The organism is Pseudomonas sp. Sample_9, assembly GCF_004307535.1.
Taxonomy (GTDB): domain Bacteria; phylum Pseudomonadota; class Gammaproteobacteria; order Pseudomonadales; family Pseudomonadaceae; genus Aquipseudomonas; species Aquipseudomonas mercuritolerans.
In genome coordinates this window covers 19,765-36,627 of record NZ_RAZO01000386.1, presented here as the reverse complement: position 1 = coordinate 36,627, position 16,863 = coordinate 19,765, and the positions used below count along the sequence as shown (strand labels likewise).

Below are 16,863 nucleotides of genomic sequence, written 5' to 3'. Positions count from 1 at the left end.
CCTGAATCAAGTGCGAGGTCATTTCGAAGCTCGGCCCGATCCGCATGCTGCGATGTGGCAGTTGGTGATGGCTGAACCATTCCGCCCACGCCTGGGCATTGCTGCTGACGTTGAGCAACAACTGCCCGGCAATGTGTCGCTCGGCCTCCTCGTGTTCCGTTGCCGACAACTGCGCGCTGGCAATCGCCACCAATTCTTCGGTGTGCAGGGGCAGGGCGGTCAGGCCTGGCCACTCACCGCCGCCGACGCAGATGGCCGCGTCGATTTCGCTGGTGTCGAAATCGATGGTTTCGATCCGCGAGTGTAGGTGCACGGTCATGCCCGGGTGCGCCGTGTAGAAATCCTTCAACCGTGGCAGCAGCCATTTCGAACCGAAGGTTGGCAGCGTCGCCAGGCGCAGGCTATGGATGCCCGAACCAAACGCCATCGCCTGCAAGGTTGCGCTGCGGATCTGCCCGAGGGCTTCGCTGAGCTCGCGCTGATACATGCGCCCGACATCCGTCAGCACCACGTGCCGGCCTTCGCGGCTGAACAAGCGCATGCCGAGCATCTTCTCGAGAATCTGTACTTGGCGGCTGACCGCGCTCTGCGTCAGTGACAATTCATGGGCGGCGCGGGTGTAGCTCTCATGGCGAGCGGCGGCCTCGAAAGCCAGCAGCAGCGACATGGACGGTGTGAGGGTGCGCGGGTTCATTCGTAAAACTCATCGATAGCGGGTCGAAATTACGCTTGTTCCATGGCTGGCCAGCAATGAACATGGGCGCAATCAGATGGCGGAGCCTGACGCAATCATTCCTTGCGCACAACTGTTCACCGCCACACAGCCCGATTTGACCGAGATGACCCGACCGATGATTGCCCAGCTGTCGCCTGCCAGAGCCCTGACCGGCGATTACCAACAATTCCTCGCCGCCCTGAAAGACAGCGGCTTTCGCGGGGAAATCAGCGCCGATTACGCCAGCCGCGTGGTGCTCGCGACCGACAACTCGATCTATCAGCGCTTGCCGCAAGCGGCGGTGTTTCCGCTGGATGCCGAAGACGTTGCACGGGTGGCGCGGCTGATTGCCGAACCGGCGTACAAAAAAGTGGTGATCACCCCGCGTGGCGGTGGCACCGGCACCAACGGCCAATCGCTGACGGACGGCATCGTCGTCGACCTGTCGCGGCACATGAACCGCATTCTGGAAATCAACGTTGAACAACGCTGGGTGCGCGTACAGGCCGGGGTGGTCAAGGATCAGCTCAACGCCGCGTTGAAATCCGCCGGGCTGTTTTTTGCTCCGGAACTGTCGACCTCGAACCGCGCCACGGTCGGCGGCATGATCAACACCGACGCCAGCGGCCAGGGCAGTTGCACCTACGGCAAGACCCGCGACCATGTGCTGGAGCTTGAGATGATCCTGCGCGGCGGCGAGTGTCTGCACGGCCTGCCGCTGGCCGAGGATGAGCTTGCAGCGCAGTGCGCCCGCGATGATCGCGTCGGCGAAGTCTATCGTTGTGCGCGGCAGATTATTGATGAACAGGGCGAGCTGATCAAGGCACGCTTTCCCGATCTCAACCGCTGCCTGACCGGTTATGACCTGGCGCATCTGCGCGAGGCCGATCAGCGCTTCAACCTCAACAGCGTGCTCTGTGGCGCTGAAGGCTCGCTGGGCTTTGTGGTCGAAGCGCGACTCAACGTGCTGCCGATTCCCAAGCACACCATGCTGGTCAACATCCGCTACGCCGGGTTCATGGATGCCTTGCGCGATGCGCGGGCGTTGATGGCGCTCAAGCCGTTGTCGATTGAAACCGTCGATTCGAAAGTCTTGCTGCTGGCGATGCAGGACATCGTCTGGCACGGCGTTGCCGAATATTTTCCGGAAAACGCTGAGCGACCGACTCTGGGCATCAATCTGGTCGAGTTCTGCGGTGACGATCCCGAAGACCTGCAGCGCCGCGTCGAAGCGTTCCTCGAACATCTGCAAAACGACCGCACCGTGGAGCGCCTGGGCCATACGCTGGCGGTTGGTCAGGCAGCGGTGAACAAGGTCTATGGCATGCGCAAACGGGCGGTGGGCCTGCTCGGCAATGTCGCCGGCGAAGCCCGCCCGCAGCCGTTCGTTGAAGACACCGCGGTGCCGCCGCAGCACTTGGCCGAATACATCGCCGAGCTGCGCGACCTGCTCGACAGCCACGGTTTGCAGTACGGCATGTTCGGCCATGTCGACGCCGGCGTACTGCACGTGCGGCCGATCCTCGACATGAAAGACCCGCAGCAAGCGGCGCTGGTTCGTCCGGTGTCCGATGGCGTCGCCGCGTTGACCCAGCGCTACGGCGGCCTGCTCTGGGGCGAGCATGGCAAGGGCCTGCGTTCGGAGTTCGCGCCGGCATTCTTCGGCGAATTGTACCCGGCGCTGCAAGCCTTGAAAGCGGCGTTCGACCCGTTCAACCAGTTCAATCCGGGCAAAATCGCCACGCCGGCCAACAGCGGTGCAGCGCTACTGAAAATTGACGAAGTGACCCTGCGCGGCGAGCTGGATCGGCAGATCGACGAGAACGTCTGGCAAAGCTACGGCGCCGCCATGCACTGCAATGGCAACGGCGCCTGCTACAACTTCGATCCCGATGACGCCATGTGCCCGTCGTGGAAAGCCACCCGCGAACGCGCGCAGTCGCCCAAGGGCCGCGCTTCGCTGATTCGCGAATGGCTACGGTTGCAGGGCGAGGCGGGCGTCGATGTGCTCTCGGATGCGATTCGCAAACCGGCGTTTTTCCGCTCGCTGTGGCAGCGCTGGCGCAACAGTCGCGATCCGTCGGCGGACTTCTCCCACGAAGTGTATGACGCCATGGCCGGTTGTCTGGCCTGTAAATCCTGCGCGGGGCAGTGCCCGGTGAAGGTCAACGTGCCGGAATTCCGCTCGCGCTTTCTTGAGCTGTATCACAGCCGTTATCTGCGTCCGGCACGGGATTACCTTATTGCTTCGCTGGAATACACCATTCCGTACATGGCGCTGATTCCGGGGCTGTACAACGGTGTCATGGGCGCGGACTTTGTGCGCAGCGCGTTGGCGCGTATTGGTGGCATGGTCGATGTGCCGTTGCTCAGCCGTTTCGATTTCCACGCAGCGATGCGCCGTTGGCAGGTGCAGCCAGCAACGGTTGCAACGCTGTCGGCACTGACCCCGGAGCAACGCGAACGCAGCGTGGTCATCGTGCAGGACGCCTTCACCCGCTACTTCGAAGCGCCGTTGTTGGCGGATCTGGTCGAGCTGATTTCGCGTCTGGGTTATCAGGTCTATCTCGCGCCGTTCAGCGCCAACGGCAAACCGCTGCATGTGCAGGGCTTTCTCTCGGCGTTCAATCGGGCGGCGTTGCGCAACGCTGGGCAATTGCAGGCACTGGCGCAGACCGGCGTGCCCTTGCTGGGGCTGGATCCGGCGATGACTCTGGTCTATCGCCAGGAATACCTGAAAGTGCCGGGCTTGAATGAATGTCCTGAAGTGGCGCTGGTGCAGGAATGGTTACTCAAGGTCATGCCGGAGCAGGCGCCTGAGGCTCAGCCCAAAGCGTTCCGTCTGCTCGCCCATTGCACGGAGAAAACCAACGCGCCGGCCGCGACCCGCCAGTGGGAACAGGTCTTCGAACGTGCCGGTCTGAAGCTGGCCACGCAGGCTACCGGTTGCTGCGGCATGTCCGGTACTTACGGCCACGAAGCACGCAATCGCCAGACCTCGGCAATCATTTACGAGCAATCGTGGGCGCGTCAGGTGCAGGCTCCGGCGGAGCAGGGCGAGGCGTTGGCGACCGGCTACTCCTGCCGCAGCCAGGTCAAGCGCCAGTCGGATCAGGCGCTGCGCCATCCGTTGCAGGTGTTGCTGGAGACGCTGCGTCGCTGAGCGTGTCGCCGGTGTCCTGGTCCCAGATCAGGCGCGGGTCGAAACTCATCGCCGCGAGCATGGTGAACACCACGACCAGGCCGAAGAACAGGATGCCCGGTCGTGGCTCGATATCGCCCAGCGCCTGGAACTTCACCAGCGCCGCGACCAGCGCGACCACCAGCACATCGAGCATCGACCAGTAGCCGATCAGTTCGACGAAGCGGTACAGCTTCGAACGCTCCCTGCGCGCCCAATCGCTGTTGCGCTGCACGGTGACCAGCAGCAAGGTCAGGGCGACGAACTTGACCCCCGGCACCGCGATGCTGGCGATGAAAATGATCAGGGCGATGTCCCACGCTCCGGCCTCCCAGAACTCCAGCACGCCACTCATGATCGTGCTGTCGGCGCCGTTGCCGAGCATCACCGTATTCATCACCGGCAGCAGATTGGCCGGGATATAAAACGCCAGGGCGGCGAGCATGTAAGCCCAGGTTCGCGCCAGCGAATTGGTCTTGCGCCGATGCAACGGCGCATCACAGCGCGGGCATTCGTGGGGCTCGTCGGTCATGTCACAGGCCAAACCACAGCTGTGGCACAGGCACAGGTTGAGTTCGCTGGCGGTCGGTGGACGCTTCATAAAATGTCCCAGAGTTCGCGTATGTCCCGGCCGGCAATGCGGATCATCATCAGGCTCAGCACCGCCAGGGCAAACAGGCCGATCCCGGGCAGCACATCGAGCAGGCCGGCAAGTTTGAACACCGCGACCATTGCCCCCAGCAGACACACTTCGAGCATGCTCCACGGGCGCAGGGTTTCCAGCCAGCGCATGCACAGATTGAACCCCGGTGCCCGCCTCATGCCGAGGGCGAAACTCAACACCCAGACCAGCAACACTAGCTGAAATGCCGGGGCGATGATGATCGCGATCGCTGCGACCATGGCGATAAAGGTGATCGGCCCCTGGCTCAGCGCGAGCACCGAATCCCAAAGGGTCGCACTGTTCTTCATGCCTTTGAGGCTGATGCTCATCACCGGATAGAAATTGGCGAACAGCCACAGCATCGCCGCCGTGAACGTCAGCGCCAGACGCTGCTCGATGGTCAGGCCGTTGAAGCGCTGCAGCACGCCACCGCAGCGCACGCACAGGGTTTTCTGGTGTTTGCCGAGCACGACTTTCTCGTACACGCAATCACAGTGCTCGCAGATGATCAGGTGTTCGGTGTTGACCATGGACAGCGCTCAAGGGCAGGGCGGATCTGTTCACTATAGAAGGCTGGCGCTGATGGGCAACTTCGATGCTGGATGTTTGGGTTTTGTTATTCTGATGTTATAAGGTAACGCGAAATTTGCGGGCGGCGTTGTGGCTGTCCGGTGTTATTCCTCTCGATTGCGAAAGACCCATGACCCCTGTGCTTCCCCGTTCTGCCCCATTGACGACTGGCCGGCTGCTATCCATTGATGCGCTCAGAGGCCTGGTGATCCTGTTCATGCTGCTCGATCACGTACGCGAAACCTTCCTGTTGCACCGACAGGTCTCCGATCCGATGGACATCGCCAGCACCGAGCCGGCGCTGTTTTTCAGCCGCACATTGGCGCATTTGTGTGCGCCGGTATTTGTCTTGCTGACCGGCCTGTCGGCATGGCTGTACGGTGAAAAATACGCCGGCAAAGCCGATGTCAGCGCGTTTCTGTTCAAGCGCGGATTGTTTCTGGTGGCGCTCGAATTCACTTTGGTCAACTTCGCCTGGACCTTCCAGTTGCCGCCGAGCGTGATCTACCTGCAAGTGATCTGGGCGATCGGCCTGAGCATGATCGCGCTGGCGCTGCTGGTCTGGTTGCCACGTGCGCTGCTGCTGACGCTGAGCGTGGCGATCATCGCCGGGCACAACCTGCTCGACGCGGTGCATTTTCCGGTCGAGTCGGCGCTGCATGTGCCTTGGGCGATTCTGCATGATCGAGGCTGGATCGAGATCAGCGAAACCCTGCGCCTGCGCACCTCGTACCCGCTGCTGCCGTGGATTGGTGTAATCGGCCTGGGCTATGCGCTGGGGCAGTGGTTTGCTCGCGGCATGGACGCGGCGGTGCGTCAGCGTCGTTTGCTGATTGCCGGGGTCGCTGGATTGCTGGGCTTTGTGGCGCTGCGCTTGATCAATGGCTACGGCGAAAAGCCGTGGGCGATCAGCGATTCGCTGGTGCAGACACTGATGAGCTTTTTCAATATCACCAAATACCCGCCGTCGCTGCTGTTCATCGCGCTGACTGTGAGTACGGGGCTGTTGCTGTTGCTCGTCTTTGAGCGCGTGCAGAGTCGCCGCTGGATTGGCTGGCTGACGGTGTTCGGTTCGGCGCCGATGTTTTTCTATCTGCTGCACTTGTACGTGTTGAAGGTGTTGTACCTGATTGGCGTGGCGCTGTTTGGCCTGAATCAGGGCGGCTATTTCGGCTTTTCGACGGTGACGGCGGTGTGGCTGGCGGCAGTGATTCTTGCCGTGGTGCTGTTCCCGGCAGTGCGCTGGTTCTCTGCATTGAAGGCGCGGCGCCGGGACATCAGCTGGTTGAAGTATCTGTAAATCGAAGCAGAGCATGTGGGAGTCGTGCGCCAAATCATCTGCGCAGCCGTGTCCCTGTGGGAGCGAGCCTGCTCGCGAAGAGGTGTGTCAGTCGATGCAGCAGTGACTGACAGGACGCTTTCGCGAGCAGGCTCGCTCCCACAGGTTTACAGCGCCAAGCTTATTTACGATCCAGCCATACGGTTTGCGCATTGCAGAATTCCCGTACGCCAAAGTGCGACAGCTCACGACCGAAGCCGCTCTTCTTCACGCCGCCGAAGGTCACGCGCGGGTCGCTGGCGGAGTAGCCGTTGATGAACACGCCGCCGGTGTCCAGTTCGCTGGTCAGTTGCTCGGCCAGCGCGACGTTGGCGGTGTAGATCGTGGCAGTCAGGCCGAAATCGCTGTCGTTGGCCAAGGCTACGGCATGTGCAGCATCGCGGGCGGTGATGATGGAAGCGACCGGGCCGAACAGCTCCTGCTTGAACGAGGTCATGCGGTCGGTTACATCGGCGAGCACGGTCGGTTCGTAGAAATTGCCGGCGCCCTCGGCTTTTCGGCCGCCGAGCAGCAGCGTCGCGCCTTCCTCCAACGTGTCACGCACTTGCTGATCCAGTTCATCGCGCAGATCGAACCGCGCCATTGGCCCGATGTAAGTGACAGCGTTGAGCGGATCGCCCATCTTCAACTGGCGTGTCGCTTCAACGAACTTGCGGGTGAATTCTTCGACAACACCTTGTTCGATGATCAGACGTTTGGCAGCCGCGCAGACCTGGCCGGAGTTCTGATAACGGCCGACCACCGCCGCGTGCACCGCCTCATCCAGATCCGCATCGTTGAGCACAATGAACGGATCGGAGCCGCCCAGTTCCAGCACGCATTTCTTCAATGCCGCACCGGCCTGAGCACCGATGGCCATGCCGGCGCGGACGCTGCCGGTCAGGGTCACGGCGGCGATGCGCGGATCGGCGATGGCGCTGGAAACGCCTTCCGGGGTGACGTTGATCACTTCAAACACGCCATCGGGAAAACCGGCGCGGACAAACGCATCGCGCAGCAGGTAAGCGCTGCCCATCACGTTCGGCGCATGCTTGAGCACGTAAGTGTTGCCAGCGATCAACGTCGGCACCGCGCCGCGCAGCACTTGCCAGATCGGGAAGTTCCACGGCATCACCGCCAGAATCGGCCCCAGCGGACGGTACTCGATACGCGCCTTGCCGCCTTCAACCTGGGTGGCTTCGGCGTCGAGCATGGCCGGGCCGTGTTCGGCGTACCACTCGCAGAGCTTGGCGCATTTCTCGATTTCGCCACGGGCCTGGGCGATCGGCTTGCCCATTTCCTTGGTGATCATGGTTGCCATCGCTTCTGAGGTTTCACGCAGCGCGCCGGCGAGGGCGGTCAAAAGGCGCGAACGATCCTGCAGCGGCTTGCGCTTCCACTTGCCAAAAGCGAAGGCAGCGCGAGTCAGTGCCGCATCAAGGGCAGCGGCGGATTCAAACGCGTAATGCCCGATCTGCTCGCCGGTGGCCGGGTTGATCGAGATGGCGTGGGTCTGGCTGGAAATCTGGCTCATGACGTTGTCCTGTAGGTTCGTCGGATGGGCCTAGAGTAGGGTGGCTTTAGTTTTCTGGAAACTGAATAATACAGAGCGTTTCCTTCACGATTGGAGAATGACTGTGGATCTGGTGCAACTGGAAATCTTCAAAGCCGTGGCCGAGCACGGCAGCATCAGCGCTGCGGCCACGCAGATTCATCGCGTGCCGTCGAACCTGACTACACGGATCAAGCAGCTTGAGCAGGACCTCGGCGTCGATCTGTTCATCCGCGAGAAGAGCCGTCTGCGCCTGTCGCCGGCCGGGTGGAGTTTTCTCGAATACACCCGGCGCATTCTCGATCTGGTGCAGGAAGCCCGAGCCACGGTGGCGGGTGAGGAACCCCAGGGCGCGTTCCCGTTGGGCTCGCTGGAAAGTACCGCAGCAGTGCGTATCCCCGAACTGCTGGCGGCGTACAACCAGCAGCACCCGAAGGTCGACCTCGATCTTTCAACCGGGCCATCGGGGACGATGATCGATGGTGTGCTCTCCGGGCGTCTCGCCGCCGCATTTGTCGACGGCCCGGTGCTGCATCCGGCCCTGGAAGGGGTGCCGGCGTTCGAGGAGGAAATGGTCGTCATCGCGCCGCTCAATCATTCACCGGTCGAACGTGCGGCGGACGTTAACGGCGAGAATATCTACGCCTTCCGCTCCAACTGTTCCTACCGTCACCATTTCGAAAAATGGTTCAGCACCGACGCTGCCGTACCCGGCAAGATCTTCGAAATGGAGTCCTACCACGGCATGCTCGCCTGCGTCAGCGCCGGTGCCGGCCTGGCGCTGATGCCGCGCAAAATGCTGCAAAGCATGCCCGGCAGCGCGACGGTCAGCGTCTGGCCGCTGACGGCGGACTTCCGCTATCTGACCACTTGGCTGGTGTGGCGCCGGGGCACGGTGTCGCGCAGTCTGAGCATGTTCGTGCGCTTGCTTGAAGAGCGGGGCGTGGTGCGTGAGCAAGCCTGATCGAGCGCATCTTTATGGCGTGCCGTTGCGCCCGTACAAACGATAACCGTCGCGCTGATTCAAGCGATCGTAATAGGCGCGCACCGCAGCCAGGTCACCGTGATCGAGCGGCGTTTCGAACCAGCGATTCACTGACAGCCCGATCGGAATGTCCGCCAGGGAAAACTGCTCGCCACTGACGTAAGCGCCGGTCTTCTCCAATTGGCGATCAAGGATTTGCATGTTGCGCGTCCAGTCCCGGCAACCGGCGGCCAACGCGTCGCGATCCTGATAATCCGGCGACTTGCGCACCAGCGCCATCAGCGGGTACGACCAAGAGCGATTCAGCTCCGAGGCCTGCCAATCGATCCACTGATCGACCCGCGCGCGGGCGATGGGCTCAACCGGATACAAATGCGCACCGCCGTAACGCGTCGCCAGATAACGAATGATCGTGTTGGATTCCCAGAGAGTGAAATCGCCGTCCTGGATCACCGGCACCATGGCGCAGGGATTGAGCGCGAGAAACTCCGGCGTGTTCGGCGACTTGAAACCCGAACCCCAGTCTTCGCGCTCGAACGGGATGTCCAGTTCGGCACAGGTCCACAGCACTTTGCGCACGTTGATCGATGAGGCTTTGCCGAGTATTCGCAGCATTGGATTTCCTTCTCCGAGTGGTGGACGCAGAAAAATACCATAGCGCAAAACACAAGGCCCGCATCGCGCGGGCCTTGGTTCATCAGCATCTGACTACGGCTTTTGCCGGGCGGGATTACCGGTTGAGGAACGCCAGCAAATCCTCATTCAACGCCTGCGCATGCGTCACGGCAAAACCGTGCGGCGCGCCGGCGTAGACCTTCAACTCGGCGCCTTTGATTTGCGCGGCGGCCTGCTTGCCGGTGGTTTCGAACGGCACGATCTGGTCGCCGTCGCCATGGATCACCAGGGTCGGCACATCGATCTTGGCCATGTCCGGGCGGAAGTCGGTTTCCGAGAACGCGGTCACGCAATCGACGGTGCCCTTGAGCGATGCCAGCAGCGCGATGTTCAAGGTTTGCGTGAGCACGCCGTCAGAGACTTTCTGGCCCTGATTGGTGCCGTAGAACGGCGCGTTGAAGTCGGCGATGAACTGCGCGCGATCTTTCAGCAGCCCAGCCTTGATGCCGTCGAACACCGATTTGTCGACGCCCTCGGCGAAGTCGGCCTTCTTGCCGAACAGCGGCGTCACCGCACCGAGCAATACCAGGCCGGCAACACGCTCGCTGCCGTGGCGGGCGATGTAGCGGCTGACGTCGCCGCCACCCATCGAGAAGCCGACTAGGGTCACGTCGCGCAGGTCCAAATGGTTGATCAGGCCAGCGATGTCATCAGCGAAGGTGTCGTAGTCGTAGCCGGTCCACGGCTGCTCCGAGCGACCGAAACCACGGCGGTCGAAGGCAATGGTGCGGTAGCCGCGACTGCTGAGGTATTCCATCTGGTATTCCCACATGTCGGCATCCAGCGGCCAGCCGTGGCTGAACAGCACGGGCTTGCCGCTGCCCCAGTCCTTGTAATAGATCTCGGTGCCGTCTTGGGTCTTGAAGGTGCTCATGCAAACTCCTTGTGATCGTGTGTGGACGAGAATAGATGCCGAATGGGCAACCGCCACTATCCGCGCAAAATGTGTCGGCCACTTGTACGCAAGTGCTGGTTTCACCCGTATGTACGCGCGGCAAACACCGATGAACGGCGCAAACATAAGTTTGACGTCAAAATGATGGCCATCTAATATCGCGCCACTATTTTGATGTCACTTTTTATGTCGAGGGATCGAACATGTTTTCACCCGCCTTCACGGCGCGGTTGTGCCTGGCGCTGCTCTGCCTTTCTCCGCTTGAATCTGCCTGGGCCGCGCCCACTCCTGGTGAAACCGATCTGATCCGCGAACGTCAGAACCGTTTGCTCGAAGAGCAGCAGCGGCGCCTCGAAGAACTCAAGGATCTGCCCGGCAAAGACGCCAAACCCGTACAGCCGACAACCCCCGTCGACACTCGCTGCTTCACCATCAAGGACATCGAGCTCAAGGGCGCCGACAGCCTTTCGGAGCGTGAAAAGGCGCGCCTGCTCAAGCCCTATATCGGCGAATGCCTCGGCGTGCCGCAGCTCAACGAGTTGCTCAAAGTCATCACCGACCATTACATCGAAAAAGGTCTGGTCACCAGTCGTGCGTATTTGCCGCAACAGGATCTGTCCGCCGGGCACCTGAAAGTGCTGGTGGTCGAAGGCAAGCTCGAAGGCATGAAGGGCGCAGAAAACAGCCGGCTCTCGGATCGCGAACTGGCCATGGCCTTTCCCGGCAAAAGCGGTGAACTGGTCAACCTGCGCGAGATCGAGCAGATGGTCGACCAGCTCAATCGCCTGCCGTCCAACCAGGCCAAAATGGAGCTGGCGCCGGGGCAGAATGTCGGCGGCAGCGAAGTGCGCGTCACCAATACGCCGCAGAAACCTTGGCGCACCGGCCTTTCGCGCAGCAACGACGGCCAGCGCAGCACCGGCGAGCAGCAGTGGGGCACATCGTTCGACTGGGACAGCCCGCTGGGTCTCGCCGACCAGCTGAGCCTGCGCGGCGGTCACGATGCGATGACCGATCACCAGCACACTTCCAACAACGCCATGCTCAATTACAGTCTGCCGTGGGGCTGGTGGACGTTCAGTTACACCTACAGCCAGAGCGAGTACCGCTCGCAGATCGCCGCCAACGGCTACAACTTCAAGCAGACCGGCGACAGCGAAAACCATCAGCTGCGCGCCGAGCGCGTGATCCATCGCGACGCGGTCAGCAAGACCTCCCTCAGCGCGGGACTTTCGTACCTGCGCACTAACAACTTCATCGAAGACAGCAAACTCAAACTGAGCAGCAATCGCATCAGCGAAGCGCAATTCGGCTTCAACCATGGCCGTCGTGTCGGCAGCGCATTCGTCAACTTCGACGCTGGCTTGCAGGAGGGCATCGGTGCCTTCGATGCGCAGGGCAGTCACGATCCCGGCCCCGGCGAACCGGATGCACGCTATCGCAAATACACCGCAACCCTGAGCTATTTGCAGCCGTTCAAATTGCTCGGTGAATCCTTCAGCTTCAGCAGCCTGATGACCGGCCAGCGCAGCGAAGACGTGCTGTTCAGCCCACAACGCACCAGCCTCGGCGGCTCGGCGTCGATCCGTGGCTACAAGGATCAATCGCTGTCCGGCGACAGCGGCGGCTACTGGCGCAACGACCTGCGCTGGAGCCGCCCGGTGACTGCCGAATGGCTGCAACCGGTGTTCGCCGAGTACGGCACCAGCCTCGGTTACGACCAGGGCGTAATTCGCGGCGATCGCTACAACGGCGATCAGCACGGGCGCATGTCGAGCAACTCGCTGGAGTTGTTCGCCCGTGGTCAGCATGTGGCCGCCAGCGTGACTTTCGCGCATTCCCTGGAACGACCGGACGCGCTGACCGAGCGCGAAGCGCCGATCTATTTCCGCCTGGATTTCTTCATCTAAACGCTAGTAATCGGGGCCATTCACATGGACGTTCGCCAGTTTGCCTTCCTCGCAGATCAACCGAATGCGGTCGTGAAAAACCGTGAGTTGTTTCTCGGCATGCCCAAGCGCGGACTTGCCTTCCTGCTGGCGAACGTCATGTTCTGGCAACCGGTCTGGGCGCAGGCCGACGGCATCGTCGTTGCCAACCCGAATACCACGCTGGACCGCGCCGGCAATGGTGTGCCGATCATCAACATCGCCACGCCCAACGGCAGTGGCCTGTCGCACAACCAGTTCCACGACTACAACGTCGGCGCGCAGGGCGTCATCCTCAACAACGGATCAACCCAGACCTCGAACACGCAACTGGGCGGGCACGTCATCGGCAACCCGAACCTGAAAAACAGCGGTTCGGCGCAGGCGATTCTCAACGAAGTCATCAGCGGCAACCCGAGTCAGTTGCGCGGTTACACCGAAGTAGCCGGGCAGTCGGCGCGGGTCATCGTCGCCAACCCCTACGGCATCACCTGCAATGGCTGCGGTTTCATCAACGCACCTCGGGTGACGCTGACTACCGGTAAACCAGTGCTGGAAAACGGTCGGCTGGATCGCTTTCAGGTCGATCAAGGCAGCGTGGCTATCGAAGGCGCGGGCATCAACGCAACCAATATCGACCGCTTCGAAATCATCACCCGCAGCGCCAAGATCAATGCGCAGATCCAGGCACAGAACCTGACCATCGTCGCCGGTCGCAACGACGTCAACGCCGACAGCCTCAACGCCACGGCCCGCGCCGACGACGGCAACGCCAAACCGCAACTGGCCATCGACTCCTCGGCACTCGGCGGCATGTACGCCGGGGCGATCAAACTGGTCGGCACCGAGGCCGGCGTCGGGGTGAAACTCGACGGCAAACTGATCGCCAGCGGCGGCGATATTCAGCTCGATGCGAACGGGCAACTGAGCCTGGCCGACACCTCGGCCACCGGCGCGGTCAACGTCAAAGCTGCCAGCCTCGACGCGCAAGCTCCGATTTACGCCGGCACATCGCTCAACGTACAGACCCAAGGCAACCTGACCAACCGCCAGACCTTGGCCGCCCGCGACAGCGTGATGCTCAGCGCCGGTGGGCAACTGACCAACGCCGGCGCCATTGAAGCTGGCGTCAACGCAGACGGCAGCCGTAACAACAGCGGTGATCTGAGCCTGAGCGCACAGGCCATCAACAACAGCGGCAAAGACCTCACCGCCAGCCGCAACCTGAGGGTCAACGCAACGCAGATTCTGAACAATCAAAGCGGCACGCTCAGCGCGCAAAACATCAACATCAACGGCGGCATGCTCAACAACCGTAGCGGGCAGATGCTCGGTGATCTGGGCCTGAACATCGACCTGAGCGGGGCGCTGGACAACCGTGATGGCGTTCTTGGTTCGGGGCGTTTGGTCAATCTCAAAGCCGCGAGTCTGGATAACCGCGAGGCCGGTGCGGTGGTCAGCGATGGCAGCCTGACGGCGCGCATCAGTGGCACCCTCGACAACCGCAACAAAGGTGACATCTCGGCCAAAGGCGCCCTTGATCTGCAGGCCGGCACGCTGCTCAACAGCGACGGCAAAGTCATCGGTAAAAACACGCTGGCCGTGCGCGGCGACGCGGTCGACAACCGGGGCGGTGTGATCCAGGCCGACCAGCAACTGAACCTGAATGTCGCGCAACTGGATAACCGCGAAAAGGGTGTGATCAGCGGCAAACAAGGCCTGACCTATGTGGGCAATCGTCTGGACAACAGCGGTGGTCTGCTCAGCGCAGCCGGCGCGGTCAATCTTACCGCCGCAGAGATCCAAAACGCTGCCGGGCGCATCGCCAGCCAGGGCGACTTGCTGGCAACCATCGGCCTGCTGCAGCAACAGGGTGGCGAACTGGTCGCGCAAGGCAATCTGAGCCTGAGCGGCAAGTCCCTCGATAACCGTAACGGCGGACTGGTCGGCACCACCCAAGCACTGACCCTATCGGTGGATGACGTCGACAACCGCAGCGGCGAAATCTCCAGCAGCCTGTTGATGAACGTCAGAGGACTGCGTCTGGACAACAGCAACGGCGGCAAGATTCTTTCCGGCAGCGATCTCGGGCTGAACGTCGGCAAACTGATCAACCAGAGCAAGGGCTTGATCGCCGCGACCAAAGGCGCGGCGACAATCACCGGCACCACGTTCGATAACAGCGGCGGCACGCTCAGCAGCCTCAACGGTCTGGTGATTACCCTTGATGATGCGCTGAGCAATTCTCTTGGCGTGATCAACAGCGACGGCACGCTGACCATCAATGCCGCACGCATCGACAACAGCAACGGCAGTCTCGGCAGTGGCGGCGATCTGAAGCTGACCAGCACTGGCGCGCTGCTCAATCAGGCCGGTTCGATCAATACCGACCGCGCGCTGACCGTCAACAGCGGCAGTCTGGATAACAGTCGCAAAGGTGTGATTTACGGCCAAGGCAGTAGCCGGGTCGAGACCGGCGCGTTCAACAACAGCGTTGGCGGCAAACTCACCAGCGGTGCGGCATTGACGCTTAAGGCCGGCCAAGTCAATAACGCTGCTGGCCGCATCGCCAGTCAGCAGGCGCTGGATGTTTCGCTCAGCGGGCTTGATCAGCAGGGCGGTGAACTGTTCAGCAAGACCGACCTGACGCTCGATCTGAACCACGGCCAGTTGAACAACCAGAGCGGTTTGATCAATGCACCCGGCACGCTGTTGCTGAAAAACCTCAACGGCGTAAACAACCAGGGCGGGGAAATTTCCAGTCAGCAAGCCTTCACGATTGCTGCGCATGAACTGGACAACAGCAACGGCAAACTGCTCAGCCAGCAAGGCCTGACGTTGCGCATCGCTGCGGCATTGAACAACCTCAAAGGCGTGATCTCCGGCGCCTCGCTGGACAGCCACAGCGCCAGCCTCGACAACCATGAGGGCCTGATCAGCAGTCGCGGTGAGTTGTTGCTGACGGTCGACAAGACCCTGGATAACCAGCTCGGTACGGTCATCGCTGACGGCCAACTGACCGTCAACGCTGATGAACTGGTCAACCGTGAAGGCAACATCGCCGGCAAGGCCGATGCCGGCGTGCAGGCCAAAACCGTCAACAATCAGAAGGGGCAACTGATCGCCACCGGCGTGCTCAAACTGCAGGCCGGTCAACTCGATAATCAGCAGAACGGTTTGCTCGGTTCGAGCAAGGACATGACCCTGACCGTCGCTGACCTGGACAACCGTGGCGGCGAAATCAGCAGCAGCGGCGATTTGCTGGTCACTGGCACAAAACTCGACAACAGCGACGGCGGCAAGATTTTTTCAGGCAAAGGCCTGACCCTGACTGTCGACGAAGTGCTCAACCGCAGCAAAGGGCTGATCAATGCAGGTGCCCGGTTCACCCTGCAGGGGGACTCGCTGGCCAACGACAGCGGCGAATTGCTCAGCCAGCAAGGCATGTCGCTGAACCTCACCGGCGCCGTTGACAACAGCTCGGGCAAGGTCAGCAGCGAAGGCACGCTGACGGTCGACACCGCGAAATTGACCAACGTTGGCGGTAGCCTGTCCAGCGCGGCGGATCTGAAGCTGGACAGTGACGGCAGCATCGATAACCAGGCTGGCCAGATCGTCACCGATGGCATGCTGCTGCTGACTGGCGCCAGCCTCGATAATCGCCAGAAGGGCACGCTCAGCGGTAAAGGCGCGGTCACCGTGACCACCGGCGCCTTCGATAACAGCAACGGTCGACTCAGCAGTGCCGACACCCTGAACCTCACGGCGGGTCAGGTCACCAACGGCGGCGACGGCAGTATCGGTAGTCAAAACGCGCTGACGGCTTCGGTCAGCGGCCTCGATCAGCAAGGCGGCAAGCTGTTCAGCAACACGCAACTGAGCCTGGATTTGAACCACGGTCAGTTGAACAACATCGGTGGTTTGATCAACGCCCCGGGCGCGCTGCTGCTCAAGCAGCTCAAGGGCGTCAACAACCCGGGCGGCACGATTTCCAGCGCCGAGGCGTTCACCCTGACTGCGCAAAGCCTGGACAACAGCAACGGCAAGCTCTTGAGCAATCAGGGCCTGACCCTGCGCATCGCGGCGGCACTGGACAACGTCAAAGGCATGATCGGCGCGGCGGTCATCGACGCACGCGCGGCAAGTCTGAACAACAGCGGCGGCAATCTGGTCAGCCGGGGCGACCTCGACCTGACTGTGGACGGCTTGCTGCGCAATGACGGCAAAGGCTTGATCAGCGCGGCGCAGTCGCTCGAGATCAGCAGTGCCGGGTTGAACAACCGCGACAGTGGTTTGATCAACAGCCAGGGCAACCTGACCCTGATCGCCACCGGGCTGGACTCCAGCGAAGACGGGGAGGTTTCTGCCAGCGGTGACATG

11 protein-coding genes are annotated in these 16,863 nt (G+C 61.5%); 5 read left to right on the top strand and 6 right to left on the bottom strand.

Annotated features, from left to right (window positions below; translation table 11 throughout):
* Positions 1-694: LysR family transcriptional regulator (locus D6877_RS22210; protein ID WP_130912115.1), on the bottom strand; the 694-nt coding region annotated here is incomplete at its 3' end.
* A gap of 157 nt (positions 695-851) precedes the next feature.
* Between D6877_RS22210 and D6877_RS22205 the strand changes: the two genes are divergently transcribed.
* Positions 852-3,878: an FAD-binding and (Fe-S)-binding domain-containing protein gene (locus tag D6877_RS22205; protein ID WP_130912118.1), complete on the top strand. Its 3,027-nt coding sequence runs from the start codon at positions 852-854 to the stop codon at positions 3,876-3,878.
* Here D6877_RS22205 and D6877_RS22200 read toward each other — a convergent pair.
* A complete protein-coding gene (locus tag D6877_RS22200; RefSeq protein WP_130912114.1) occupies positions 3,811-4,497 on the bottom strand; it encodes a paraquat-inducible protein A in 687 nt (228 codons plus the stop codon). The genes D6877_RS22205 and D6877_RS22200 overlap by 68 nt on opposite strands.
* Entirely contained in the window at positions 4,494-5,090 is a 597-nt protein-coding gene (locus tag D6877_RS22195) for a paraquat-inducible protein A (protein ID WP_122612500.1), read from the bottom strand. The genes D6877_RS22200 and D6877_RS22195 overlap by 4 nt, the downstream gene beginning before the upstream one ends.
* Before the next feature lie 170 nt (positions 5,091-5,260).
* On the opposite strand from D6877_RS22195, the gene D6877_RS22190 reads away from it, so the two are divergent.
* Positions 5,261-6,430, top strand: coding sequence for a DUF1624 domain-containing protein (locus D6877_RS22190; protein ID WP_130912113.1), 1,170 nt, complete (start codon positions 5,261-5,263; stop codon positions 6,428-6,430).
* A gap of 160 nt (positions 6,431-6,590) precedes the next feature.
* Here D6877_RS22190 and D6877_RS22185 read toward each other — a convergent pair whose 3' ends face one another.
* On the bottom strand, positions 6,591-7,982 hold the full coding sequence (locus tag D6877_RS22185; RefSeq protein ID WP_130912112.1) for an aldehyde dehydrogenase family protein: 1,392 nt from the start codon (positions 7,980-7,982) through the stop codon (positions 6,591-6,593).
* A 103-nt stretch (positions 7,983-8,085) separates the two neighbouring features.
* On the opposite strand from D6877_RS22185, the gene D6877_RS22180 reads away from it, so the two are divergent.
* Entirely contained in the window at positions 8,086-8,964 is an 879-nt protein-coding gene (locus tag D6877_RS22180) for a LysR family transcriptional regulator (protein ID WP_110645669.1), read from the top strand.
* Positions 8,965-8,976: 12 nt separating this feature from the next.
* Here the strand turns inward: D6877_RS22180 and D6877_RS22175 are convergent, their stop codons facing one another.
* Positions 8,977-9,600 carry a glutathione S-transferase gene (locus tag D6877_RS22175; protein WP_130912111.1) on the bottom strand — a complete coding sequence of 208 codons (624 nt, stop codon included), beginning with the start codon at positions 9,598-9,600 and terminating at the stop codon, positions 8,977-8,979.
* 115 nt (positions 9,601-9,715) lie between these two features.
* A complete protein-coding gene (locus D6877_RS22170) occupies positions 9,716-10,534 on the bottom strand; it encodes an alpha/beta hydrolase (RefSeq protein ID WP_125918533.1) in 819 nt (272 codons plus the stop codon).
* 224 nt (positions 10,535-10,758) lie between these two features.
* On the opposite strand from D6877_RS22170, the gene D6877_RS22165 reads away from it, so the two are divergent.
* Complete coding sequence (locus D6877_RS22165; RefSeq protein WP_130912110.1) at positions 10,759-12,465, top strand: ShlB/FhaC/HecB family hemolysin secretion/activation protein; 1,707 nt, start codon at positions 10,759-10,761, stop codon at positions 12,463-12,465.
* A 24-nt stretch (positions 12,466-12,489) separates the two neighbouring features.
* On the top strand, positions 12,490-16,863 hold a 4,374-nt coding region (locus tag D6877_RS22160), incomplete at its 3' end, for a filamentous hemagglutinin N-terminal domain-containing protein (protein WP_130912117.1).